Annotated in this window: 16 protein-coding genes, 2 tRNA genes and 1 pseudogene; 9 read left to right on the top strand and 10 right to left on the bottom strand. The window is 69.5% G+C overall.

All coding sequences use genetic code 11. The annotated features are described in order from the left end of the window. Window position 1: 1 nt before the first annotated feature. From ACZ7OI_RS42205 to ACZ7OI_RS42190, 4 genes are all read right to left on the bottom strand, one after another. Window positions 2–3,730 carry a hypothetical protein gene (locus tag ACZ7OI_RS42205; RefSeq protein ID WP_470269733.1) on the bottom strand — a complete coding sequence of 1,243 codons (3,729 nt, stop codon included), beginning with the start codon at window positions 3,728–3,730 and terminating at the stop codon, window positions 2–4. Between the two features lie 335 nt (window positions 3,731–4,065). Further along, a tRNA-Val gene (locus ACZ7OI_RS42200) sits at window positions 4,066–4,140 on the bottom strand. A 34-nt stretch (window positions 4,141–4,174) separates the two neighbouring features. After that, window positions 4,175–4,246: transfer RNA gene (locus ACZ7OI_RS42195), tRNA-Val, on the bottom strand. An 83-nt stretch (window positions 4,247–4,329) separates the two neighbouring features. After that, a complete protein-coding gene (locus ACZ7OI_RS42190; protein ID WP_470269732.1) occupies window positions 4,330–5,520 on the bottom strand; it encodes a sigma-54-dependent transcriptional regulator family protein in 1,191 nt (396 codons plus the stop codon). 153 nt (window positions 5,521–5,673) lie between these two features. On the opposite strand from ACZ7OI_RS42190, the gene ACZ7OI_RS42185 reads away from it, so the two are divergent. From ACZ7OI_RS42185 to ACZ7OI_RS42175, 3 genes are read left to right on the top strand one after another with little or no spacing between them, the layout of a single operon-like run. Beyond that, entirely contained in the window at window positions 5,674–7,491 is a 1,818-nt protein-coding gene (locus ACZ7OI_RS42185) for an NAD(P)-binding domain-containing protein (RefSeq protein WP_470269731.1), read from the top strand. 49 nt (window positions 7,492–7,540) lie between these two features. Beyond that, complete coding sequence (locus ACZ7OI_RS42180) at window positions 7,541–7,672, top strand: hypothetical protein (protein WP_470269730.1); 132 nt, start codon at window positions 7,541–7,543, stop codon at window positions 7,670–7,672. A gap of 9 nt (window positions 7,673–7,681) precedes the next feature. After that, complete coding sequence (locus ACZ7OI_RS42175) at window positions 7,682–9,178, top strand: class I adenylate-forming enzyme family protein (protein ID WP_470269729.1); 1,497 nt, start codon at window positions 7,682–7,684, stop codon at window positions 9,176–9,178. A 273-nt stretch (window positions 9,179–9,451) separates the two neighbouring features. On the opposite strand, the gene ACZ7OI_RS42170 is transcribed toward ACZ7OI_RS42175, so the two are convergent. Next, window positions 9,452–10,861, bottom strand: a complete 1,410-nt coding sequence (locus tag ACZ7OI_RS42170; RefSeq protein ID WP_470269728.1) for an aminotransferase-like domain-containing protein — start codon at window positions 10,859–10,861, stop codon at window positions 9,452–9,454. On the opposite strand from ACZ7OI_RS42170, the gene ACZ7OI_RS42165 reads away from it, so the two are divergent. After that, window positions 10,860–11,810: a DMT family transporter gene (locus tag ACZ7OI_RS42165; RefSeq protein WP_470269727.1), complete on the top strand. Its 951-nt coding sequence runs from the start codon at window positions 10,860–10,862 to the stop codon at window positions 11,808–11,810. The two genes, ACZ7OI_RS42170 and ACZ7OI_RS42165, sit on opposite strands and share 2 nt — an antisense overlap. A 40-nt stretch (window positions 11,811–11,850) precedes the next feature. Here the strand turns inward: ACZ7OI_RS42165 and ACZ7OI_RS42160 are convergent, their stop codons facing one another. Both ACZ7OI_RS42160 and ACZ7OI_RS42155 read right to left on the bottom strand, forming a co-directional pair. After that, window positions 11,851–12,474 carry a hypothetical protein gene (locus tag ACZ7OI_RS42160; RefSeq protein WP_470269726.1) on the bottom strand — a complete coding sequence of 208 codons (624 nt, stop codon included), beginning with the start codon at window positions 12,472–12,474 and terminating at the stop codon, window positions 11,851–11,853. An 18-nt stretch (window positions 12,475–12,492) separates the two neighbouring features. Then, entirely contained in the window at window positions 12,493–14,748 is a 2,256-nt protein-coding gene (locus ACZ7OI_RS42155; protein WP_470269725.1) for a helix-turn-helix transcriptional regulator, read from the bottom strand. 88 nt (window positions 14,749–14,836) lie between these two features. On the opposite strand from ACZ7OI_RS42155, the gene ACZ7OI_RS42150 reads away from it, so the two are divergent. Genes ACZ7OI_RS42150 through ACZ7OI_RS42135 form a run of 4 tightly spaced genes read left to right on the top strand, consistent with a single transcriptional unit; the run spans window position 14,837 to window position 18,342 of the window. Beyond that, a complete protein-coding gene (locus ACZ7OI_RS42150; protein WP_470269724.1) occupies window positions 14,837–15,157 on the top strand; it encodes a hypothetical protein in 321 nt (106 codons plus the stop codon). 28 nt (window positions 15,158–15,185) lie between these two features. Then, entirely contained in the window at window positions 15,186–16,346 is a 1,161-nt protein-coding gene (locus tag ACZ7OI_RS42145; RefSeq protein ID WP_470269723.1) for a serine hydrolase domain-containing protein, read from the top strand. A gap of 23 nt (window positions 16,347–16,369) precedes the next feature. Beyond that, complete coding sequence (locus ACZ7OI_RS42140; protein WP_470269722.1) at window positions 16,370–17,221, top strand: hypothetical protein; 852 nt, start codon at window positions 16,370–16,372, stop codon at window positions 17,219–17,221. Window positions 17,222–17,244: 23 nt separating this feature from the next. Next, window positions 17,245–18,342: an alpha/beta hydrolase gene (locus ACZ7OI_RS42135; protein ID WP_470269721.1), complete on the top strand. Its 1,098-nt coding sequence runs from the start codon at window positions 17,245–17,247 to the stop codon at window positions 18,340–18,342. A gap of 52 nt (window positions 18,343–18,394) precedes the next feature. On the opposite strand, the gene ACZ7OI_RS42130 is transcribed toward ACZ7OI_RS42135, so the two are convergent. Together ACZ7OI_RS42130 and ACZ7OI_RS42125 are read right to left on the bottom strand one after the other, a co-directional pair. Then, on the bottom strand, window positions 18,395–18,730 hold the full coding sequence (locus tag ACZ7OI_RS42130; RefSeq protein ID WP_470269720.1) for a putative quinol monooxygenase: 336 nt from the start codon (window positions 18,728–18,730) through the stop codon (window positions 18,395–18,397). 17 nt (window positions 18,731–18,747) lie between these two features. Continuing rightward, window positions 18,748–20,424, bottom strand: a pseudogene (locus ACZ7OI_RS42125) (CocE/NonD family hydrolase). A gap of 124 nt (window positions 20,425–20,548) precedes the next feature. Here ACZ7OI_RS42125 and ACZ7OI_RS42120 point away from each other — a divergent pair. After that, window positions 20,549–21,442: an NADP-dependent oxidoreductase gene (locus ACZ7OI_RS42120; RefSeq protein WP_470269719.1), complete on the top strand. Its 894-nt coding sequence runs from the start codon at window positions 20,549–20,551 to the stop codon at window positions 21,440–21,442. A gap of 48 nt (window positions 21,443–21,490) precedes the next feature. Here the strand turns inward: ACZ7OI_RS42120 and ACZ7OI_RS42115 are convergent, their stop codons facing one another. Further along, a complete protein-coding gene (locus tag ACZ7OI_RS42115; protein ID WP_470269718.1) occupies window positions 21,491–22,672 on the bottom strand; it encodes a hypothetical protein in 1,182 nt (393 codons plus the stop codon). Window positions 22,673–22,727: the final 55 nt, after the last annotated feature.

The raw sequence follows: 22,727 nt of genomic DNA, 5'->3' as shown, positions 1-22,727 counted from the left end.
GTCACCTCAGGATGAAGACGAATGGCTCGCAGGGCTTGATGAAGTCCTTGAGCTTCTGGATTTGCGTATCGGACAGGCCGATCGTGTCGATCGGGATCAGGTCGGCCTTCTTGTCGACGTGCTTCAGGATGGAAGCCTGGATCCCGCCCGACTCCCATTGCTTGTCGAAGAACCGGTCGTTGAACGGCCCGATGGCATCGTAGAACTTGCCGTTGCTGCCGATCCAGTCCGGACCGGAGTTCGAGACGGGCCAGCGCGTGAGACGCACGCCGAACCGCTGCTCCACCATGACGGCGATGTCCATCTCCTCCTGAACGAACTTGCCGCCTTTCGCCCAGTCCAACCCCAAACGGTGGATGCGGTCGGCTTCGGCCAGCTGCGAGGAAATCCGCGCCTCGTTCGTGATGGCCGAGGCGACCGCTTCCGAGGCGACCGTCTCCTGCCGCAAGACCTGCAGCGCGATGGGGACCTCGGTGCCGCCCACGAGTGCGCCGGCGCCGAACTGCATGAACGGGAACAACGCGGCGCCCTCGGGCATCGCCGACAGCGCCAGCATGCCGCAGATCTCGGACAGCGCGCAGCCGCCGATGCTGATGGTCACGGCCAGGCCGTTGGCCAGCGCGGACAGGTAGTCGGCCAGCTTCCCGGTGAGGTCGAGGAAGCGGTTCGCCTTGAACTCCGGCGTCGCCGCGTCGGACACGCACTCCTTGAACGCGGCGTCGTGGCCGCCGTAGATGTTCTCGCAGAAGAGACCGCGCTCGTAGATCGTGAACACCTTGTCCTTCGGCGAAGCGGCCAGGAAGCTCAGGCAGTCCTGGTAGTCCTCCTCGTTGCCGAGGCTGCTCGCCTTGCAGGCCGCTGAGTGCTCGAAGGCGAACGCCGCCCGGTCGTTGTTGTACTTCTTGATCGCGATGTTCCGGGCGTCTTGGGCCGCGGCGATCGCTTCGTTCGCCATCTTGCCCGCGGCGACGGCCATGTCGTAGGCCTCGCGCGCCGCCTTGAACGCCGCGCTCGCCGAGCCTGCCGCGGCGCGGGCGGACGCCGTGGCGCGCGCGGCCGAGCGGCTCGCCTGGCTCGCCGACGCCTTGGCCGCGTTGGCCGCCCGGGTGGCGGTCGCCGCCGAGTTGGCCGCGTCCTGCGCGGACTTGGCCGCCGCCTGCGCCGAGTCGTGCGCCTGCTGTGCGTAGGTCGCCGCGTCCGCGGCGGACTTCTGGGCCTGCGCCGCGTAGCCGGCGGCCTCCCCCGCAGCGCCGCGGGCTATCGCCGCGCTGTGCTGCGCCTCGGCCGCGTCCTGCGTGGCCTTGGCCGCGGTCTGCGCCGCCGTGGCGAGGTAGCCGCTCACCTCGGCGTCGTGGGCCGCCGCTTCGAGGTCGTGGCGGCCGGCGACGAACTTCCCGACCCGCAGGAAGTCCCGGACGAAGCCGGGCGGGCCGTCGAGCGCCGCCTGCGCCATGCCCTTGAGTTCCGGACCGCTGCCCGGCGCGCTCATCAGCTGGTTGACCGCGATCCGGTCGTCGGCCGCCGCGGCGGTGTACTGAGTTTTCGTCAGAAACACCCGGTACGCCGCGTCGGTGCCGGCGTCGAGCGCCTTCTGGCCTGCCGACACGAGCGAGGCCTGGTGCGCCTGCTGGGCGGCCGCCATGATCTGGTTGACCGCGATCCGGTCGTCCGCGTCCCGGCCGGGGTAGTCCTGGGTCGAGAGGAACGCGCGCACGTCGTCGTCGGTGCCGGCCAACGCGGCGGTGGCGGCCTTGGCGAAGTTGGCCGTGCCCGATTCGGAAAGCCGCTGCAGGGTGATCCGGTCGTCCTGGCCCGCGGCCACCCGCAGCCCGGTCCGGACGTATTCGGCGGCTTCGGCGTCGGTGCCGGTGAGGGCGGCCTGCGCGGCCGTGCTGCCCCACGTGCCCGGGGTGTCGACCAGCCGCAGCGCGACTTGGCGGCCGTTCCGGGTGGCGACGGCGTCGGTCGTCCCCGGCGCGGTCGCTTCGGCGATCAGCCGCTGCGTTTCGGCGTCCCGCGCGGCATCCTGGGTCGCCGTCCAGTCGGTGCCTGCCTGCCGGCTCGCGGCCGTGGTCTGCGCGGCCTGCGCCGCTTCGTCGGCCTGCTCGGCCATCGTGGCGACGCGCTCGGCCTCAGCCTTGCGCGCCGCGTCGTGGACGGCCTTCGCCGTGGTGGCCGCGTCGACGGCCCGCTGGGCGGCCGCCGCGGCCGCGTTGGCGTGCTCGGTGGCGACCCGGGCGGCATCCGCGGCGTTCACCGCGTGTTCGGCGGCGTCTTCGGCTGCTGCTGCGGCGACATCGGCGTCGGCGGCCGCGCGTTCGGCCGCCGCCTTCGAGGCGTAGGCCGCGTCGGCGGCGACGGCGGCGAAGTTCTGCGCGGCTCCCGCGGCTCGCGACGCACGCGCGGCCTGGTTGCGGGCATTGGCGGCCGCGGATCGGGCGGCACGGGCATCCGCGCCGGCGCTCGAGGCGAAGTTGCCCGCGTCGACGGCGGCCTGGGCGGCGTCCGCGGCGTGCTGGCCGGCGGACTTCGCGGCTCCTGCAGCTTCGCCGGCCTTCTTCGCGGCGTCACCGGCCTTCAGCGCGGCCTCGGCGACGTCACGCGCGTTGTGCGCCGCGTCGCGGGCGTCCAGCGCGGCCTGCCGGGCCGCTGGCACGTTCTTCACGTCTAGGGCGGTGTCCGCGGCAGCACGCTGGGCCCTGCCCGCCGCGGTGCTCGCCAGCGACGCGGCGGTGGCGGCGCGAGCGGCGGCCGAAGCCGCGACCCTCGCGGCGGCGCTCGCCGCGTTCGCGGCGCTGACGGCTTCCTTCGCGGCCTGGGCGGCCCGGTTCGCGGCGTCCGCCGCCCGGTTCGCCGCCGCGGCCGCTTCGGCCGCATTGCCCTGTGCCGCTTGGGTCGCGGCGGCCGCGACGACCGCGGCCTGCCGGGCCAGCTCGGCTTCCTGGACCGCGCGCTTGGCGGCGTCGTTCGCGGCCTGGGTCTCGCGCGCAGCCTCGTCGCCGGCGTCCTTCGCCGCGCTCGTCAGCTGCGCGACCGTGGCCGTCTCGAGGTCACGAGCCTGCGCGACGTCCCATTCGGAGTCGAGGAAGCGGTTGAGCGCTTCGAGAGAGCCGTCGTCCAGTGCGACCTGGGCGGCTTTGCGCACCTCGGGCCCGCCCGCCGAGGCCAGCTGGTTGACGCGCACCCGCTGGTCGGTCCGGTACGGCTCCTGCCAGCCGGACTGCAGGAACGTCTGCAGCGCATCGGGGTCGGCGGTGTCCAAGGCGGTCTGGGCGGCGGCGCGGACCTGCGGGCCGCCGGCGGCGTAGACCTGGTTGACCTGGACGCGCCGGTCGGTCTCCCACGGGTTGCGCCAGCCCGAGTCGAGGAACGTCCGCAGGGCGCCGGGAGCGGTCGAGTCGAGCGCTGCCTGCGCCGCCGTCTGGACGCTGGGACCACCGGCGGCCAGCATCCGGTTGACGCTGATCCGGTCGTCGACCGCGGCGGCGGTTTCGAAGCCACCGGCCAGGAAAGCCGCGACGTCGGCGTCGGAGCCGGTGAGCGCGCGGGCCGCGGCGGCCTGGACCTGGCTGCCGGCGGACCGCCAGATCGCCAGGGTCTTGGCCCGGGCGTCGACGCTCTGCGGGACCGGCGGCGGCGCCGGGTCGGCGTGCGCCGCGGGCATCGCCAACGTGCTCACGACAGTGGCTGCGGCCACCACGAACGCACAAGATCTCAGTCTTTTGCGCATGACAAAGAAACCCCCTCCTAGCACGCGTTTCGCGCGCACGAACCACCTTGGAGCCCGGACTCGAAACCAGCCAGATTGTTTTACCGGGAGATCAACTCGGTCACCAGAGCCGTTCGGGCTAGCAGGTCCTTGCCACACCGAAGATCACACGCTCGGCTCAGCCGCCTCGCCGTGCTGAAACGAGCCCGGCCGGAAACCCCGCTCTGGAGCCAAAAGCGGCATGACCTCTTCGGGTCGGGTTTGCGATCAGGAGACCGTGCTCCCTGCATGCTCCCCGAAAATCACGAACGGCCTGCCGACTAGGACAATCGGCAGGCCGTTCGCGGAGAACCAGATGGTGGGCGATACTGGGATCGAACCAGTGACCTCTTCGGTGTGAACGAAGCGCTCTCCCCCTGAGCTAATCGCCCGTTGTGCAACGCACCAGCCTGGGGTGGACTGGAGTGCGCGATACTGGGATTGAACCAGTGACCTCTTCCGTGTCAGGGAAGCGCTCTCCCGCTGAGCTAATCGCGCGTGCTGCTGTGCAACGTGTCGTAAACATTAGCGGACGCCTCGGCGACGCCGCGCAGGGGGCCCGGTTTCGGGGACGGCGCTGGTCACTGTCCTGCGTGGACAGTCATGCGCACGCCTTCGGCCAGGCGGTAGGGGCGGGTGTCGACGATGGCGCCCAGCAGGCGGCGCAGGCGCGACACTTCGGCGCGGACGGTGACCAGATGCTCGGCGTCGCCGTAGAGGGCGTGGCTCAGCGCGACGGCGGACAGGCCGTCGCGGCCGGCCTTTTCCAAGCGGACCAGGATTTCCGCGTGCCGTTTGGTGATCGGCCGGCGCCAGCCGGTGTCGCCCGCTTGAAGGCTGAGCAGGGGAGCGGGCGTGAGGTCCAGGTCGAGCCGGACCGTGCGGGCCGTGTCGGCGGGGCGGACGAGCCAGCCGTCGGCGATGGGTTCGGGGAGGCAGGCGCCGAGGCCGGGGACGGCGACTACCTGTCCGGCTTTGGGGGCGGCGATGCGTTCGCCCGCGGAGACGCCGACGCTGTGCGCGACCCAGCCGTCCTCGTCCACGACCAGCGCCGGGCCGGAGGACAGGACAGGTTCAGCCATGTGGCGCAGTCGTTCGAGGCGTTGGCGGTGCGTGCGCCAGAGTTCGGATTCGGCCAGCCGCTTGCCGGTTTCGACGAGGGCGCCGATCGCGGGATGCAGGGTCAGTGCGGGGCCGCTGATGTCGATGACGCCGAGCAGTTCGCCGGTGCGCGGGTCGTGGATCGGCGAGGCGGTGCAGTACCACGGGTGCTGGTTCTGCTCGAAGTGTTCGCCGGCGAGCAGTTCGATCGGCGCGGCTTCGGCGAGGGCGGTGCCGATCGCGTTGGTGCCGACGCGGGATTCGGTCCATTCGGAGCCTTCGACGAAACCCAGCGTGTCCGCTTTGCGCCGGACGGCGGACGAGCCTTCGCGCCACAGGATGATGCCGTCGGCATCGGTGACCACCAGGAGCATGTGCGCCGAATCGGAGGTCGCGCCGACGACCTGGCGGAGGTCTTCGATCACGTGCCGCAGCGGCGAACCGTGCCGGCGGCGTTCGACCTCGTCGCCGGGCACCGAATCGCGGGCGTTGATCCCGTCGGCGGTGAGGCCGAGGCTCAGCACTCGGGACCAGGAGCGCGAGACGAGCGGCCGGGGCGGCACGAGCGGACGGCTGCCGCCGATGACTGCTTCGTGCATCCGGACGAGGTCGCGGGCGTGGGTGGGCAGATTGCGGCCCGGAGGCACCGCACTGTGCACCACCACAGTCACCTCCCGCACCATCGCGTCAGCGGCCCAGCATAGGTGACCTGCGCCGATGCCGCCATGACCCGGCGCGTGCAACTCGCTGCAACCCTTGCCGCGCCCTGCGCGACAGGAGTGTGATCGGCGCTACACCACGACAGCGACGTCCGAGGAGTAGCGATGACACAGACAGTCGACCGGATCGCGGAGGCGAGTACGCCGCAGGCCCGCGTCGAGGACTGGCTGGCCCGGTTCGAGGCCGCGCTGACCGCCCGCGACATCGAGGCTGCCTCGGCGTTGTTCGCCGTCGATTCCTATTGGCGCGACTTGGTTTCGTTCACCTGGAACCTCAAAACCGTCGAAGGACGCGACGGGATCGCGGGCCTGCTCGGCGGCTGTCTGGAGACGACTGACCCGAGCGGGTTCCGCACCTCCGAACCGGCCACCGAAAGCGACGGCGTCACCGAGGCGTGGATCGAGTTCGAGACCGCCGCCGGACGCGCGAAAGGGCATCTGCGGCTGAAGGAAGAGGGAGCGTGGACGCTGCTCACGAGCCTGCGCGAACTGAAGGGTTTCGAGGAGTCGCAGCGGGAACGGCGGCCCAAGGGCGTCGAGCACGGCGTGGTCCGCGGCCGCCGTTCGTGGGCGGAAAAGCGGGCCGAGGAGCAGGAGACGCTCGGCTACGGCCGGCAGCCCTACGTCGTCGTGATCGGCGGCGGGCAGGGCGGGATCGCGCTCGGCGCGCGGCTGCGCCAGCTCGGCGTGCCGGCGCTGGTGGTGGAGCGCAACGACCGGCCCGGCGATTCGTGGCGCAAGCGGTACAAGAACCTCTGCCTGCACGACCCGGTCTGGTACGACCACCTGCCCTATCTGCCGTTCCCGGAGAACTGGCCGGTGTTCGCGCCGAAGGACAAGATCGCGGACTGGCTGGAGATGTACACGCGCCTGATGGAGGTGCCGTACTGGACGCGTTCGGCGGTCACCTCCGCGGTCTGGGACGACAACGCGAAGCAGTGGCAGGTCACGGTCGACCGCGACGGCGAACAGGTGGTCCTCACGCCGAAGCACGTCGTGTTCGCGACGGGGATGTCCGGCAAGCCGAATCTGCCGTCGTTCCCCGGAATGGACGAGTTCGAGGGCGACCAGCACCATTCGTCGCAGCACCCCGGACCGGACGCGTACGCGGGCAAGAAGGCGGTCGTCGTCGGCTCGAACAACTCGGCGCACGACATCTGCGCGGCGCTGTGGGAGCACGGCGCGGACGTGACGATGGTGCAGCGCTCGTCCACGCACATCGTGAAGTCGGATTCGCTGATGGACCTCGGCCTCGGCGACCTGTACTCGGAGCGCGCGCTGGCCGCGGGCGTCACCACCGAGAAGGCCGACCTGATCTTCGCGTCGATCCCGTACCGGATCATGCCGGAGTTCCAGATCCCGGTGTACCAAGCGATCCACGAGCGCGACGCGGACTTCTACGCCCGGCTCGAGGCGGCGGGCTTCAAACACGACTGGGGCGACGACGGTTCCGGCCTGTTCATGAAGTACCTGCGCCGCGGTTCCGGCTACTACATCGACGTCGGCGCTTCGGAACTCGTCGCCAACGGCAGCATCAAGCTCGCGCACGGCCAGGTCGACCACTTGACCGCGAACTCGGTGGTGCTGTCGGACGGCACCGAGCTGGAGGCCGACGTGGTCGTCTACGCGACCGGCTACGGCTCGATGAACGGCTGGGTCGCCGACCTGGTCGGGCAGGAAACCGCGGACCGGGTCGGCAAATGCTGGGGCCTCGGCTCGGAAACGACCAAGGACCCGGGCCCGTGGGAGGGCGAGCAGCGCAACATGTGGAAGCCCACCCAGCAGGAGGGATTGTGGTTCCACGGTGGGAATCTGCACCAGTCACGGCACTACTCGCTGTATCTGGCGCTGCAGCTGAAGGCGCGGTTCGAAGGTCTTGAGACGCCGGTGTACGGGCTGCAGGAGGTGCATCACCTGTCTTGACGTGCTGGGGAAACCCGGTGGCCGCGCGGAGCGGTCACCGGGTTCCCTCGTGGCCGAGGACGCGCCGCACGCGGTGCTGAAGCGATACGACGCGGATCGCTTCACGGTCTACCATCCGCCTGTGGTCGAAAAGGTCGTCGCGGATCAGCTCGGCTTCCTCGCCGTCCACCTGACCCAGTGAGGACGAGCGATGACGCGTATTCACGACCTGCTCCGCACCGCCGCCGCGGACGCCGTCGGCTGGACCGCCGGTTCGCGCGAACTCCGGTTTTCCGAGATGGACGCGTGGTCGGACCGGATCGCCGCCGACTTCCTGCGGCGGGGCGTGCGGCGCGGGGACCGGATCGCCGTCAACGGGCGCACGACGCCGGAATGGCTCGCGGTGTACTTCGCCGCCGCGAAGATCGGCGCCGCGGTGGTCGGACTGAGCCCGCGGTACCGCGAAACCGAATTCGCGCACATCCTCAACGATTCCGGTGCTCGTCTCGTGGTGACCGAGCCGTCGGCAGGCGACGTCGATTTTCTTGCTCTGCTGGAGAAACTCGAACTGCCCGGCGTTTCCGTCGTGACTTTCGCCGAGGTGGGTTCAGCGGAGCCTGACGAGGCACTCGCTGCTGCCTCGGCTGCGGTCGAAGCGGACGACCCGGTGATGATCATCTACACCTCCGGGACCACCGGCCGTCCCAAAGGCGCGACGTTGACCCATCGCGGGCAGTTGGCGTCGGCCGCCGCTGAAGCCGATCACCTCCAGTTGAGCCCGGCTGACGTGCTGCCGGTGGCCGTTCCGCTGAATCACGTCAGCGGCATCACCTGCTGCATCCTGTCCGCCTTGGTCGCGGGCAGCCGGACGGTGCTGCTGCCGTCCTTCGACGCCGGTGCCGCCGCCGATCTGTTCCGGACCGCTGGCCTGACGATGTGGGTCGGCGTGCCGACAATGCACACGCTGCTGCTGAATCACGAGCGTTTCGCCGGCGTCGACACTTCGGCGATTCGGGTAGTCGTCACCGGTGGCGCGAACGCGGAACCGGCTCTGCTGCAACGTCTCACGGCCGCTTTCCCCAAAGCGACGGTGATGAATCTGTACGGGCTGAGTGAGGTTTCCGGCGCTGTCGTGATGACGCCGTGGGGTGCCAGCACGGAATCGACCGAAAGCTCGATCGGCGTTCCTTTCCCCGGTGTGGAAGCAAAAATCGCCTCTCCGTCCGGAGAAGCACTGCCGGTGGGCGAAACGGGCGAGCTGTTGTTCCGGACGCCGTCGATCATGGCTGGCTACCACAACCTGCCGGCGGAAACCGCGGCGGCGGTCGACGCGGACGGCTGGCTGCACACCGGCGACATGGCGCGGGCGGACGAGGACGGCTTCCTGACGTTGCACGGCCGCGCCAAGGACATGTTCGTCCAAGGCGGATTCAACATCTATCCGGTCGAGGTGGAGAACGTCCTCGCCGCGCATCCCGGAGTGCTGATGGCGGCCGGGGTCGGCGTTCCCGATCCGGTGCTGGGCGAGATCGGCCGGTATTACGTTGTCCCGGCGCAGGATTCGGCGGTCACCGAGGCGGAGCTGAAGGAGTTCTGCGCGGGAAAGGTGGCGGACTACAAAGTCCCGCGCCAGATCGTGCTCCGGTCCGGCCTGCCGCTCACGCCGTCCGGAAAGGTGCAGAAGGCGGCCCTGCGGGCGGAAAACTAGACGTTCGCCGCGACCGCGTGCTGGATTACCCGCGCGGCGTCGGCGAACGCGCCGGGATTCGGTCCGGCGTAGTTGAGCCGGATGAAGCGTCCGGTCGGTTCGGCGGGCAGTCGCGGACGACGTGTGTCATGACGGCTGTTCCGGGCAGCCGTGCCCAGAGGTTGAGCCCGTCCTGTGGCGTGAGTTCCACGTGCACCGCGGGGGCGTGTTCGCGGAGGCCGGTGAGCAGCAGGTCTCGGCAAAGGTGTGAAAGGCAGCCCTGCGCGCGGAAAACTAGACGTTCGCCGTGACCGCCTCCTGGATTACCCGCGCGGCGTCGGCGAACGCGCCGGGATTCGGCCCGGCGTAGTTGAGCCGGATGAAGCGTCCGGTCGGTTCGGCGGGGAACCATTCGTCGCCGGAGCCGATGACCACGCCGGCGGACTCGCAGTCGCGGACGACGTGCGCCAGGTCGACCGTTCCGGGCAGTCGCGCCCAAAGGTTGAGCCCGCCACGCGGCACGGATTCCACGTGCACCGCGGGGGCGTGTTCGCGGAGGCCGGTGAGCAGCAGGTCCCGGCGGGTTTTGAGCTGGTGCCGGACCCGGCGCAGATGGGTGCGCCACGCGGGCTGGGTCACGACGTCGAGCGCGACGGTCTGCAGCACCGTGCTGACGTACATCGACTCCGCCAGCGTGTCGACGAGAATCCGGTCGCGCGCCGGGCCGCGGGCGATCAGCGCGGCGACGCGGATCGCGGGGGAGACGCTCTTCGTGAGGGAGCGGAGGTAGACCACGTGACCGTCGTCGTCGTGGCCCGCGAGCAGTTGCGGTTCCGCGGTGATGCCGAAATCGTGCGCGGAATCGTCCTCGATCAGGAACGCGCCGTGCTGGCGGACGGTGTCGAGGACGCGGCCGGCGAGGCCGGGCTGCCACAGCGCGCCGGTCGGGCTGGCGAAACTGGGCTGCGCGTAGAAGGCCCGCGCGCCGGTTTGCTCGAAGGTTCTGGCCAGCACGTCGGGATCCGGTCCGTTCGGGCCGCTCGGCACAGGCACCACCGCGACGCCCGCTTTCGTCGCCGCGAGGATCGCGCCCCAGTACGTCGGCGACTCCAGCAACAGCGGCTGTCCCGGCCCGACCAGCGCGCGGAAAGCGGTGACCAGGCCGCTCTGGCTGCCCGGGGTGATCACGACGTCCCGAGGCGTGACCGGCGCGATCCCGGCGAGCGTCGCCGCGCGGAGTTCCGCGGCGAACCAGGCCTGCAATTCGGGGACGCCCGCGGTCGGCGGCCTTCCGACCAGGGCGGCTGTCCGGGCCGCCCGGGAGAACGCGCTCCGGACGAGACGCTCCGGCAGCAGCTCGGGGTCGGGGTAGCCGGAATGAAGCGCTACTGAGTCAGGGGAAGCCGGCTGCAGTGACGCGGGATGTTTGAGCACTCCGTGTCCCGGCGTTCCGAGCGCGGCGGTCTGCCATCCGTAGTCGCCGGTCCCGGTGGCCGGCGCCGCGCGGACGAAGGTGCCGACGCCGGGCTGACTCTCCACCAGCCCTTGAGAAGACAGGCTGCGCAGTGCTTTCTGGACAGTCACCGGACTGGCCGAATACCGCGCGACCAGCTCCCGCGACGACGGCAGCTTCGCTCCGGCCGGGGCGGTGCTGATCCACTCGCGCAGTGCCGAAGCGATTCGAGAGCTGCTATCGTCGGACATGAAACTGAAGGATAGCGCTACTCTCACGGCGGCACCGGCGCTACCCCGGGCGGGTCTGTGGTGGGGCCTGCTCGGTGTCGTGGCGTTCTCGTTCACGATGCCGTTCACGCGGCTCGCCGTGGAAAACGGCGGCCTCTCGGCGATGTTCATCGGCTCCGGACGGGCAGTGGTCGCCGCGGTGCTCGCGACCGTCGCGCTGATCGTCACCAAACAACGCCTCCCGCGCGGCACTCAATGGTTCCGCCTCGCCGTCGTCGCCGGTGGCGTGGTGATCGGCTTCCCCCTGCTGACCTCCTACGCCCTCACCACCGCCTCCGCCAGCCACGGCGCCGTCGTCATCGCGCTGCTCCCCGCCGCGACCGCCGTAGTAGCGGTACTCCGCACGCGCGAACGTCCACCCGCGATTTTCTGGGCCTTGGCCGCGGTGGGCGCCGTCGCCGCGATCGGCTTCGCCGTCCTGCAAGGCGGTGGCCTCAGCGGACTGCAGTGGTCGGACGTGCTTTTCTTCGGCGCAGTACTGGCCGCCGCGGTCGGCTACGCAGAAGGCGGCTTGCTCGCGCGGGAATTGGGTGCGTGGCAAACCGTTTCGTGGGCGCTGGTGGTCGCTTCGCCGTTGATGGTCGGGTTGACCGTCGTGTCGATGGCTCGCAATCCTCCACATGCGACAGTCGGCGAATGGGCCGCGTTCGCCTATCTGGCGGTGGTGAGCATGTATTTGGGTTTCTTCGCGTGGTACCGGGGGCTGGGCTTGGGGCCGATGACCCAGGTCAGCCAGGTGCAGTTGGTGCAACCGGTGCTGAGTCTGTTGTGGGCGGCGGTATTCCTGGGCGAGAAGCTGACCTGGCAGACCATTCTGGGCGGCCTGGCAGTGGTGGTCTGCGCGGGGAGCGCGGTGCGGGTGCGGACTGCTCGTCCTCCGGTGCGGGCGGCAGTCGAGGGCACGAGCTGATCTCGCTTGCCGAACAAAGCCAGGGCCCTTCTTCGGTCAGTCAACTCCAGTAATCGCGGTCGGGCAACCGGATCCAGGCGTCCGGCGGCCCGATCACCGAACGGTTGTCGACAGGCCGCAGCCCCGCGTAGGCGAAGCAATAGGCGAGTGCTTCGTCCTCGTATAGGCAGGACAGCAGATCATCGCTCGGCTCGCCGCCGCCGGGGTGCAAATCCCAGCCGATGATCTCGCCGTCGCGGAGGATGCTGCCCTGGTTGCCGCTCTTGGGATTGGCGTACATGCCGTAGCAGGTCGTGCCCGCCGACAGAGCCTTGGTCACGCCGGGCATTTGCGGCGCGTATCCCCACGGCTGCGCGAGCACGCATCCGCCCGGCACGTCGGTGGCCCACATGGTCAGAATGGTGTTGTCGTCGTCTCCGAACGAGGCTTCTTCCCACGCCGCCTCCAGGTCCTCGCGGTCGTCGAGGACCTCCGCGGAAAGCCTGCGCACCGCTTCGGCGACGTCGATGTCCGCGACGCAAGCGATGCCCAACCCATAGAGGTGCTGATCACCGAGCGCGGCGATCAGCCGATGGCTTTCCTCGACGATCGCGATGTGCTCCGGCGTCAGTGAAGCTTCCCCGCCGGGCAACTCCGGCCCGCTCCAGCCCCCATCGCTGCTCATGCCGACCAGCATGCCGGATCAGGCGCGTGCACGGTACTCCCGCCCGAGATGATCCTGAAGCCTCGCATGGCGAAACTGATACACCGCCCCAGCCTGCCGCAACACCCCGCGCCGGTACGCGTCGTCCAGGAACGCCGTCACCGCCCAAGGCAGCCGACCAGTCAACGGCAGCCAGATCCGCCCCAGCAGCACCCACTGTCCCCAAGCCGTAAACGCCAGCACGTAAGAAAGCCCGCCACCGAGCCCTCCGACGGCTCCGATGAGCAGCCCCGACGACAACGGCCAGCGAAGCGGACCCAACGGACCCTGGAGAAGCTCGACCAGCAGCCACCCTCCGAAAGCGATGGCGAGGGCGACCGTCGGCACGAGAATCAGCAACTGGCGCAACGCCGTCGTGCGATTCGTGGCCAGCAGACCGAGCGGAGTGGCGGCCGAGCCGACGTCCAGCGGGATCTCCAGCGCGGCCATCAGCCCGAACACGAGCCCGGCGGCGAGCCCGAAGACGAGTCCGTAGACCAGCGTCGGCACCAGCATTTTCTCGGCAAGGGACTTGCCGTCCGGCGGAAATCCGAAGAGCAGCCCGTGCAAAGCCGTGTTCACCGGGCCGTAGCCGAGGCCGATCACGAACCCGCCCAGCAGGGCGGTGCCGAGCCGGGTGGCGCAGGCGCGGACGAAGTGCCGTCCGGTCCGATGTCGTCCCCGCAACCGGATCTGCACGCGCGACGGTTCGATCGTTCTCCGACCGCACACGATCATCAGGCCGTAGACGAGCCCGAAGGCCAGGCCGACCATCGGCCCGATCAGGAGTCCGTCCATCAGGCCCGCGCGGAAGGTGAACGCGGTCCCGTGGCCGATCAGGTCCAGCGGTACGAAGACAAGCCAGTTCAGCACGGCGATCGCCAGCGTCGAAGCCATTACGACAGCGAGGATCCGCGACGACCGGCGCAGCGAGTTGCCCAGCTGCCACCAGGCAAGATCGTGGTCGTCGAGCTGACCGACGTGCTGGGCGAGATAGCCCAGCCACCGCTGGGCGCGTCCGGGATCCCAGCTCCGGAGCGGGCGTGCCAGATGCGGGGGCCGGTGCTGGTACACGGTGGGCACGAAGCTGGCCAGCAGGTGGTCTTCGACGGTGTCCGAGGTCGGGAACCGAGTCGTGTCCAGCAAAACCGCCGGATCCCGGCCAGGGACATCGCTGTAGACGGTCCGCGCGAGGCCCACCATCAACGGTGTTCTCAGCGCCGTCGCCAGGCGTCCGTCGGGGTGGTCGCGCACCTCAGCGAGTACCGGACCCCATGGGTTTCCGTCGCGGGAAGTCGTGCGGGGCAGGTAATTCGCGACATCCGCCGGGGTCAGGTCGAGCAGTTCCACGCCAGCGGCCGAAGTCGGCACATCGGTCGCCGCGACCGCCCTCGCGTATTCGTCGGGACGGCTGGTCAGCAGGAACGGCAGCGAGGTGGCGCTGAGCGCGGCCAGCGCGGCGGCGTGCAATCCGCCGGAGATCTCGTCGAATCCGTCCAGAACCGGGAGGATGCACCCGGTTTCGACCAGCTCGGCGGCCAGGGAGGCGGTCAGGCCGGGATAGTCGGGGTAATCCTGCGGCAGCCGTTCGATCAGCCAGTCCCGCAGCGTGCTGGCCGTCGGATCCCAGCCGCCGACGGCGAAGATCGTCGGCACCGGTTCGGCGGCGGCGCGCGTCCGGAGACAGCTCAGCACGAACCGCAGCGTCAGGATCGTCTTCCCGGAACCGGCCCGTCCCAGTACCACCAGCCGCCCGGACGGAATCCGCCGGTAGACCTCCGCGATGTCGTCCAGTTCGCCGTCCAGCTTCAGCGGTTCCGCGGCGCCGCCTGGCGGGACGCTGCGGATGTTGTCCCAGCGATCGGTCAGCCGTTCGGACGCCAGCCGCCAGCGAACCGGCAGCGGGAAGGGATCGCGGACCCGGCGTTGCTCTTCTTCGCGCTGCCAGCGGGAGGCGACCACCTGCGCGAATTGGTCCGCAGCCTCGGAAAGCGCGCTCCGGATTCGCGGAGGCTCGGTCTCGTCCGGCGCGGGGGAGACGCCGAACTCGGCCAGCAGCGCTCGGCGCTCGGCCGTCGTGCTTCCCAGCGCGTCGGCCAACAGCTTCACGGTGCCCATCCGCGGATCGATGGGTTTGCCGTTCTCCAGCCGCCGGATCGTGCTGACGCTGACCTCGGAGCGCTCCGCCAGCTGCTCTTGCGTCAACCCGGCGTGGCGCCGCATCTCCCGCAGCAGAACGCCGGCCCGGCTCGTCACCGCGGAGACCCCTCACTCTGCGTCCGCCTACCCGAAACGAGCTTACCGCGCGGACCGGTCATGCCTGACCGGCTTGTGCTCTGGCGCGATGACCTGCGCGGACACCACGATGATCGTGACCGGACCCCCAGCCGGAGCCACTTCGTCGGACGAGGGAAGGAAACCGGCCATGGCCGCCGATCACCGGTACTGGTGCGGCGAATGCGGCTATCGGACGCCCTGGCTCACGCGGCCGGAGAGCGCCGAGCAGTGCGCGCGGCATTACGCCCGGTGCCATCCCGGCGTTCCGCCAAGGGGGCAGGCGGAGCGCCGCCGGTCGGCCGGCGGCGGGGTCGGGTGCCTGGTGCTGGTGGGCGTGCTGCTGCTGATCCTGGTGGCGGTGGCCGTCTGCCGGTACCAGTCCAGGTAGCCCCGAAACCTTTGAGCAGAGGAGAGTTGTGCGCACACTGAGACGGACAGCTTCGATACTGGCCAGCGTCGCCGTCGCCGTCGCGCTGGCCGCGCCGGCATCGGCGGCCGACGCCCACGCCGACACCCAGGCCGTCCTCAACGGCTACCAGTCCCACGCCGGACCGGGCGCGGCCGTCTACGCGGGCAACGCGTCCGGGTCGTGGCACCTGTCCACCGGGAGCGCCACGATCACCGGACCCGCGCGTCCGCTGGGGCCGGACGAGCATTTCCGCATCGCCAGCCAGACCAAGACCTTCACCGCCGCGGTCGTCATGCAGCTGGTCGACGAGGGCAAGGTCGTGCTCGACGCGCCGATCGAGCGGTACCTGCCCGGTCTCGTCGACGGCAACGGCTACGACGGCAGCCGGATCACCGTCCGCCAGCTCCTCCAGCACACCGGCGGAATCCCCGCCCCGAATGTCCTGACCTGGGCCCAGAAAGCCGCCGGATTCCTCAAACCGGACGGCAGCATCGGCCTGCGCGACCTGGTCCAGGTCGCGCTGCGGAACTTCCCGCCCGCGTCCGAGCCCGGCACGGGCGTGCTGTACTCGAACCTGGGCTACCTGATCAACGGCCTGCTGATCGAACAGGTCACCGGAATGTCCGTCGGCGACGCGATCACCGCCCGGATCATCGACCGGCTCGGCCTGGCGCAGACCAGTTTCCCGCACGCGGGCGACCGGTCCCTGCCCGCGCCGTACCTCCCCGGGTACCGCGGAGCCCGGATGGGCCCGTTCTTCTTCTGGACCGAGACGACCTCGGCTCCGGTCATCTCCGAACCGTCGATCGAAAGCTCGGCCGGGGCGATCGTCTCGACGCTGGCTGACCTGTCGGCGTTCTACCGCGCGCTGCTCGACGGCAAGGTCGTCTCCCCGGCCGCGCTGGCCGAAATGCGCCGGACGATCCAGGTGCCGGTGCACGACCCGAGCTACGTCGGCGTCGGTCTCGGCCTGCAGGCCTTCACGCTGTCCTGCGGCGGCGAAGCGTGGTACCACAACGGCCTCGCGGTGTCCGGCTACACCTCGTGGACCGCGGCGACCGACGACGGCCGGTATGCCTCGATGATGACCAACGCGCTCGAGGAGACGGACATCCGGCCCTCGCCGCTGGAAGTGATCGACTCCGCTCTCTGCGGCAGCAGGCAGTGAACCCTACGAATCAAGGAGCGTGTGTGCGCACCCGAAGTTTCCTCGCCGCGATCGCGGCGGTCGTCCTGGTGGTCACCGGCGCGGCCAGCGCGTCGGCCGGACCCGCCAAACGGGTCTTCAACTCGATGCAGATCCTGTTCAACCTGAGCACTCCCGACCATTTCTGCACGATCGGAGCGGTCGGCACGGACAAGTACGACCGGAAGATCGCGGTCTCGGCGGGGCACTGCCTGATGGACGGTCCCGGGCAGCATTACTCCGACCGCGACATCCCGGAGAACATCCAGCCGGTCTACGACCGCAACGACACCGGGTTCGGCCCGATCGGCTACGTGCGGTACTTCAAGAACCGCGAGGGCTCGATGACGGGCCACCCGACCAAGGACTACATGATCATCGAGTTGCTGCCGTCGGTGACGCCGTCCTCGCAAGGGCCGTACCTCAAGCAGACCGGCGAGATGGAGGCCCCGGACGGGCAGCCCAGCCCGAACGCGCTGAACCCGCCGCTGAACAACGAACGCCTCCTCGGCGCCGCGCTGAACAACAACAACGAACTCGTGGTCTCGGGTCAGCTCGGCGTCTGGTACGGCCGGATCACGAACAACTCCGACGGCGTCTACCAGTCCTGGGCCAAGCACCAGGCGAACGACTCCGGCGGCCCGGCGGTCTGGCACGTGCCCGGCACCGAATACCCCGGACAGGGCAACAACTTCCAGGCGGCCGGCCCGTGGGCGGGCATCACCAAGGCGATCATTCTGGGCGTCCCGCAGTTCGTCTACACCAGCTCGGCGAACATCCTCGCCGACCTGCGCGCCCGCGACGCCGCGCACCCCGGCACCTACGGCGCCGGTTTCCACGTGACCCAGAACCCGTGACTCCCGCTACCGAGAAAGTGACCATGAGACCGTTGTTCACGCGCACGCGCGCCCTGGTGTCCGCTGCCGCGGCGATGCTGGCCGTCGCCTTGACCGGCCCCGCCGCCCACGCCGACACCCCTGCCCTGCCAACCCTGACCGACGGCTACGGCCTCACCCAAGTCGGGACCGCTCAAGGCACCGCGACCAACTTCGTCCTCACCGTGACGACCCCGGCGGTCGCGGGCCAGCACCACATTCGCGTCATCGTCCCGAGCAGCTACTACACCGACTCCGCCAAGCGCTACCCGGTGTTCTACTTCCTGCACGGCGTCGGCGACGATCCGAGCAACCCGTATCTGGCCTACCCCGCGATGCTGGCCAGCCAGAAGATGATCACCGTGATCCCGGACGGCGGGCTCCGCGGCTGGTACACCGACTGGGTCCGCCAGGACACCGCCGCCGGGGCGCAGAACTGGGAAACCTTCCACCTCGACCAGGTGATCCCGTTCATCGACGCCAACTTCCGCACCATCGCCGCCAAGCCCGGCCGGGCGATCGGCGGGCTGTCGATGGGCGGCTTCGGCGCGCTGCACTACGCCGAGGACAGGCCCGAATTGTTCAGCCAGACTGTTTCGCTGTCCGGTGCGATCGACTTCAACCTGTACTGGGTCCGCATGGCGATCCGGGGCACGTTGTCCAACGTCGGTTTCGCGATGTCGGGCACGTCCGGCTCCGGTGAGTCCACCGGCGGCAGCGGATTCGGCCCGGCAGTGCCGACCGACTCCGCCTTCGGGCCGCTCAACGAGGCGGGCGACATGTCCGCCGCGCTGTCCCACGGCCCGGTCGTGAACGCCGGGAAGCTCGCCACGGTCGGCGTTTCGCTCTACACCGGCTCTGGCAACGGCAACCCGCTCGTCATCCTCGTCGACGAACCGGCGTTCGCCGAGTCGGTCACCGAGGCAGCCCAGAATAACCTGAAGGCAGCCCTCGACAAGGCCGGACATCCTTACTACGCCGTGGATTACGGCAACGGCAAGACCTGGGGACCGAACTGCCAGGGCAAGCACGCCGCCGGATGCTGGGGACAGGATCTGGTGGACTACGTGCCGCGGCTGGAACAAGCTTTCGCCGCCGCGTAAGGAAATGCTGGGGGAGCGCCCCGGACGGAGCCGATCCGTCCGGGGCGCGACGCTAGAGGCTCAACCGGACGGCGTCCTCCGCGCTGACCGAGACCGCCAGCTCCGCCGGTCGCAGCTCGACCGTTTCCGGTGCCCCGTCGAGCAATTCGAGCAGCCGCGGCAGGTACTTGGTCAGCACGCCGGTGTTGTGCGCTTTGAGGGCGGCGCGCGAGGGGTACTTCTCGACCACCGTCACCCGCGAGGCGTCCTGTTCGACGTAAAAGGCATACCGCAGCGTGTCAGGTTCATCGCGCAGCACTTCGGGAACCAACTCGGAAAACAGCGCGAGCATTTCGGCTGCGCGGCCCGGCTTGGCTTTGAGGCGGGCGATAACCACGATTTCGGACATGGAATTCTCCTGGTTGCTTATGCGCCGAGCATCGGAAGGCGCAGCGCGGACGGATAATTTTCGTTGTGGTGCAGGGTGTGCTGCGCGACGACCGCCTCGTCGAGAGCGCCGAATTCCGGCACCGTGCGGGTGTGCAGATTGCGGCTGAAGCGCGGAAAACTGAACCCGGCGATCTGCACTCGAATACGGTGCCCGCGCTCGAATCGGTGTGCGACGTCGTGCAGCGTGACCGTTACGCGGCTGGGTTCTTCGGTATCGAGCCAGTCAGTGTCACCGCCGTTGCGATAACGAGCCCGCTGCGCGCCCTCGGCGACATTGAGCGCGAAACCGTCCGGTTCGACGTCCACCAAGGTTACGCAGATGTCGGCGTCCGGCGCGGTGCTGGTGACGTAAGCGATCAACTCGGCTTGCCCGGCGATCGTCACGTCCTCGGTCAACGGGGCGCTCGTGTAGCGGAGCACGTCCTCGCGCCCGTCGAGCGCACGCTGATCCTGAATGCCGCCCGGTGCCGCGGCCGGATCTCCTTCGAACGCGATTACCCCGCCGTGAGTGGGAAACGGATTGTGCGGATCGGCCGTGAACGTGTCCGAGCCGTGCCCTGTCTCGGTTGTCAGTAGGCTTCCTGAAGAGAGCGCCCATTCCTCGACCGTCGATGCGGGCGGCCACACGGAGGCATGCGCCCACGTATTCGATCCGCCGACGAAATAGCTGACCCGCCCGGCCAGATACGGCGCAGTCGCGGGGTAGTCCGATCCGTCGCCGCCGCGCAGATGCCGGTCGAAGAACGCGGCTAACACCGGACTCCACGTCGGCACCCCGGCCGCCGCGTTCGGCAACACCCGCGCGCCGACGTCGCCGAATGCGCTGTAAGCGCCCGCGTGCGTCCACGGCCCGGCGATCAGACTGGCTTTTTCGTTGCCGGACAACCGGTTCGCGAGCCGGAACTGCGTAGGACTCGTGAAGTCCCGGTACCCGGTGATCTGCAGAAACGGAATGTCCACCCGCTCCGGCTCGGTGAGCAACGTCGGCCGGTCCCAGAACGGATCGTGCGGCGACCGCAGCCAATCCGCCCAGAACGGCGCGACCCGGCTGTCGTCAAGCGGAGCGATACTGGTCAACGGCAACCGGCTCACCGCCGCGCGACGGTCAGCGAAGGCCTCGTCCAGCAGTTCGCGCACCCGTTCTCGCTCAGTCGCGTTCAACGAGGTGTGGTCCAGGCCTTCCTGAGCCATCCCGAGTGCGTACGGGGTCAGAAAGCCGAGTTCGAACAACCCGCCCGGCCGCGCGGTGTGGCGCATGTCGGCAGTCCCGATCATCCCGACCGCCGCCTTGAGGCGCGGATTCCGGGCAGCGACAGCTTGCAGCACGGTCATGCCCAGGTAGGACGAGCCGTAAATCCCGATATTGCCGTCGCTCTAGGGTTGCTCCGCGGCCCAGTCGATCGCGTCGGAGGAATCGTTGTACTCCTGCGTGATGAAGTCGAACTCGCCGCCGGATCCGAACCGTCCGCGGCTGTCCTGCACTAGCACCGCGAAGCCCTGCCGGGCGAGCCACACCGGATCGGCCACGAGCCCCGACACCCGGAAAACGCCCGTGCGGTCGTAAGGCGTCCGGTGCAGCAGGACGGGCCACCGGCCGTCCGCGGCAGGTCGGTACAGGTCGCCGACCAGGGTCACGCCGTCCCGGGTCTTCATCTCGACACCAGCGTCGATGCGCGGTGGATACACGGTTGCTCCCATCCGAAGAGGGCTAGCTCAGTGTCGCCGACCGTAACACTAACCGTTGCAAAACACTAACCGTTGTTGTTAAGTTGGCGGCATGAGAGCAGTGCGCTTCGCCGCATACGGCGGCCCCGACGTCCTTGACCTGGCAGAAGTGCCCGAACCCCACGCCGGCCCCGGCCAGATCCGCGTCGCCGTGCGAGCTGCAGGAGTGAACCCGCACGATTGGCGCACGCGAGAGGGCCAGTTCCAGCGGATCCGCCCGATCGAACTGCCCTCGGGCGTCGGCCAAGACGCCTCCGGCGTAGTCGACGAGGTCGGCGAGGGCGTCACCGATGTCGCGGTAGGCGACCTGGTGCTGGGTCGCGGTTCGAACACCTATGCCGAGTTCGCTGTGCTGAATTCCTGGGCGCGTGTGCCTTCCGGACTGACTTTCGCCGAAGCAGCCGGATACCCGTCAGTGGTCGAGACCGCGCTCCGCGTCATCCGCCTGGTCGGTGTCCAAACTGGACAGACGTTGCTGGTAAGCGGCGCGGCGGGCGGAGTCGGCTCGGCGGTGCTGCAGATCGCCCGCGACCGGGGGATCAAAGTGATCGGCACGGCCAGCGCCGCGAACCAGGACTACGTGCGAAGCCTGGGTGCCATCGCGACCGCTTACGGCGAGGGCTGGGTCGACCGGGTGCGCCAGCTGGGCCAGGTGGACGCCGCTGTGGATCTCAACGGCACCGGGGTGATCCGCGGTTTGCTGGACCTGACCGGGGATCCTTCGCGAGTGATCACCATCGCCGACTTGGAGGCCCCGATGCTGGGGATCCGGTTCGCGGGCGTCGGCGGCGACATGAAGGAAGCGCTGGCCGAGACGGTCGACCTTATCTCGCAAGGAAAACTCCACATCCCGGTTGAGAAGTCGTACCCGCTGGCCGAAGCCTCGGCGGCGCATGCGGACAGCCAGGCCGGACATACTCGCGGGCGCCGGGTTTTGCTGGTCTGACCGAAGCGGTGCCGCCGGACTCGACCGGCGGCACCGCTTCGCCGCGATTCAGGCCATTGTGGTCTGAAGCACCAGGGTCCGGATGCAGCAGGACCCGGCCGGCGCACCTTGAGTGCCGACCGCCCACGCATCGCCCGCGACCGTCGACACGCCTGCCAAGGCACTGGCGGACGGACCGGGGGCGGGCACCGCGGTCCACGCGGCACCGGTGAAATGCTGGATCATCGTGGTGCCAAGGCCCGACGGCGACGGATGCCGATCGCCGACCGTCCAGATGTCGCCCGCGGACCGGGCTGCGATGCCGAACAGCCTGCCGGGCAGTTTCGCGTTGGCGGGCAAGGCGTTCGTCCACGAATGCCCGTCGAAATGCTCGATGACGGGAAGGTCGGTGACGTTGCCGGCGCCGCCGTCTCCGACCGCCCACACGTTGTCCGGCGCGATGGCCACGATCGCGGACAACGCGTTCGAAGCTCCGGGGATCGGGTTGACCGTGGGCACGACGGACCAGGCATTGCCGTTCCAATGCATGGAGAAGGTGCGCACCGTCTGGGTCGAGGTGTTGTCGGTGCCGACGACCCAGACGTCATGGGCGGCGCGGGCCGAGATCGCCCGGGGCAGCAGCCGCGCGTTCGAGCTTTGCGCCGGAGGAGCCACGATGCGCCACGAGGTTCCGTTCCAGTGCTCGAACAACGGCACGATGCGGCCGAGTTTGTCGGTGAACCAGCCGGTGGCCCACACGTCCGTCGCCGAGACCGCGGATACCGCGGTGAGTTCGGTGAACTGGCCGGACCCGGTGGGCGGGTTCGGGTTGGGGCTCGGCACGGGCACGACGGACCAGGCTTTGCCGTCGAAGTGCTCGACGAGCGGGACCAGGGTGTTGGGCGTGGGACGGGACAGCCCGACCGCCCACACGTCGGTGCGGGTCAGCGCCGCCACGCCCAGCAGGTCGGAGTCGCCGTTCGGGTTCGGGCTGGCGACGATCTGCCAGCTGCCGCCGTTCCCGTGCTCGGCGAGAGTGCGGTCCAGGCCGCCGGTCTGGGCGCCGGCGTCGTGCCCGACCGCCCAGACGTCGTCGGCGGCCGCGGCGGAGGTCGCGGTCAGGAAGTCTTCGGCTTGCCCGGCGCGATCGGCACTGGGCACGACCCGCCACGTCGCCGCGGCCGATGCCGTGGGAGCGAAGGCGACGGCCAGCGCGGCGAGAACAGGGAGAAAAGAGGATCGAATGGGCATGATGGGGTCCTTGCGCAGATAATGCGGATACTGGCGGACGCGATTTCGCGGATCG

This window comes from Amycolatopsis sp. NPDC114503 (genome assembly GCF_055633655.1).
This window is presented reverse-complemented; position numbering and strand designations above follow the sequence as displayed.

Bases quoted from the DNA above. Each gene is read 5' to 3' on its own strand.
- ACZ7OI_RS42205 (WP_470269733.1), bottom strand. From the start codon at position 3,730: ATGCGCAAAAGACTGAGATCTTGTGCGTTCGTGGTGGCCGCAGCCACT.
- ACZ7OI_RS42185 (WP_470269731.1), top strand. From the start codon at position 5,674: ATGACACAGACAGTCGACCGGATCGCGGAGGCGAGTACGCCGCAGGCC.
- ACZ7OI_RS42175 (WP_470269729.1), top strand. From the start codon at position 7,682: ATGACGCGTATTCACGACCTGCTCCGCACCGCCGCCGCGGACGCCGTC.
- ACZ7OI_RS42165 (WP_470269727.1), top strand. From the start codon at position 10,860: ATGAAACTGAAGGATAGCGCTACTCTCACGGCGGCACCGGCGCTACCC.
- ACZ7OI_RS42170 (WP_470269728.1), bottom strand. From the start codon at position 10,861: ATGTCCGACGATAGCAGCTCTCGAATCGCTTCGGCACTGCGCGAGTGG.
- ACZ7OI_RS42160 (WP_470269726.1), bottom strand. From the start codon at position 12,474: ATGAGCAGCGATGGGGGCTGGAGCGGGCCGGAGTTGCCCGGCGGGGAA.
- ACZ7OI_RS42150 (WP_470269724.1), top strand. From the start codon at position 14,837: ATGACCTGCGCGGACACCACGATGATCGTGACCGGACCCCCAGCCGGA.
- ACZ7OI_RS42135 (WP_470269721.1), top strand. From the start codon at position 17,245: ATGAGACCGTTGTTCACGCGCACGCGCGCCCTGGTGTCCGCTGCCGCG.
- ACZ7OI_RS42130 (WP_470269720.1), bottom strand. From the start codon at position 18,730: ATGTCCGAAATCGTGGTTATCGCCCGCCTCAAAGCCAAGCCGGGCCGC.
- ACZ7OI_RS42120 (WP_470269719.1), top strand. From the start codon at position 20,549: ATGAGAGCAGTGCGCTTCGCCGCATACGGCGGCCCCGACGTCCTTGAC.
- ACZ7OI_RS42115 (WP_470269718.1), bottom strand. From the start codon at position 22,672: ATGCCCATTCGATCCTCTTTTCTCCCTGTTCTCGCCGCGCTGGCCGTC.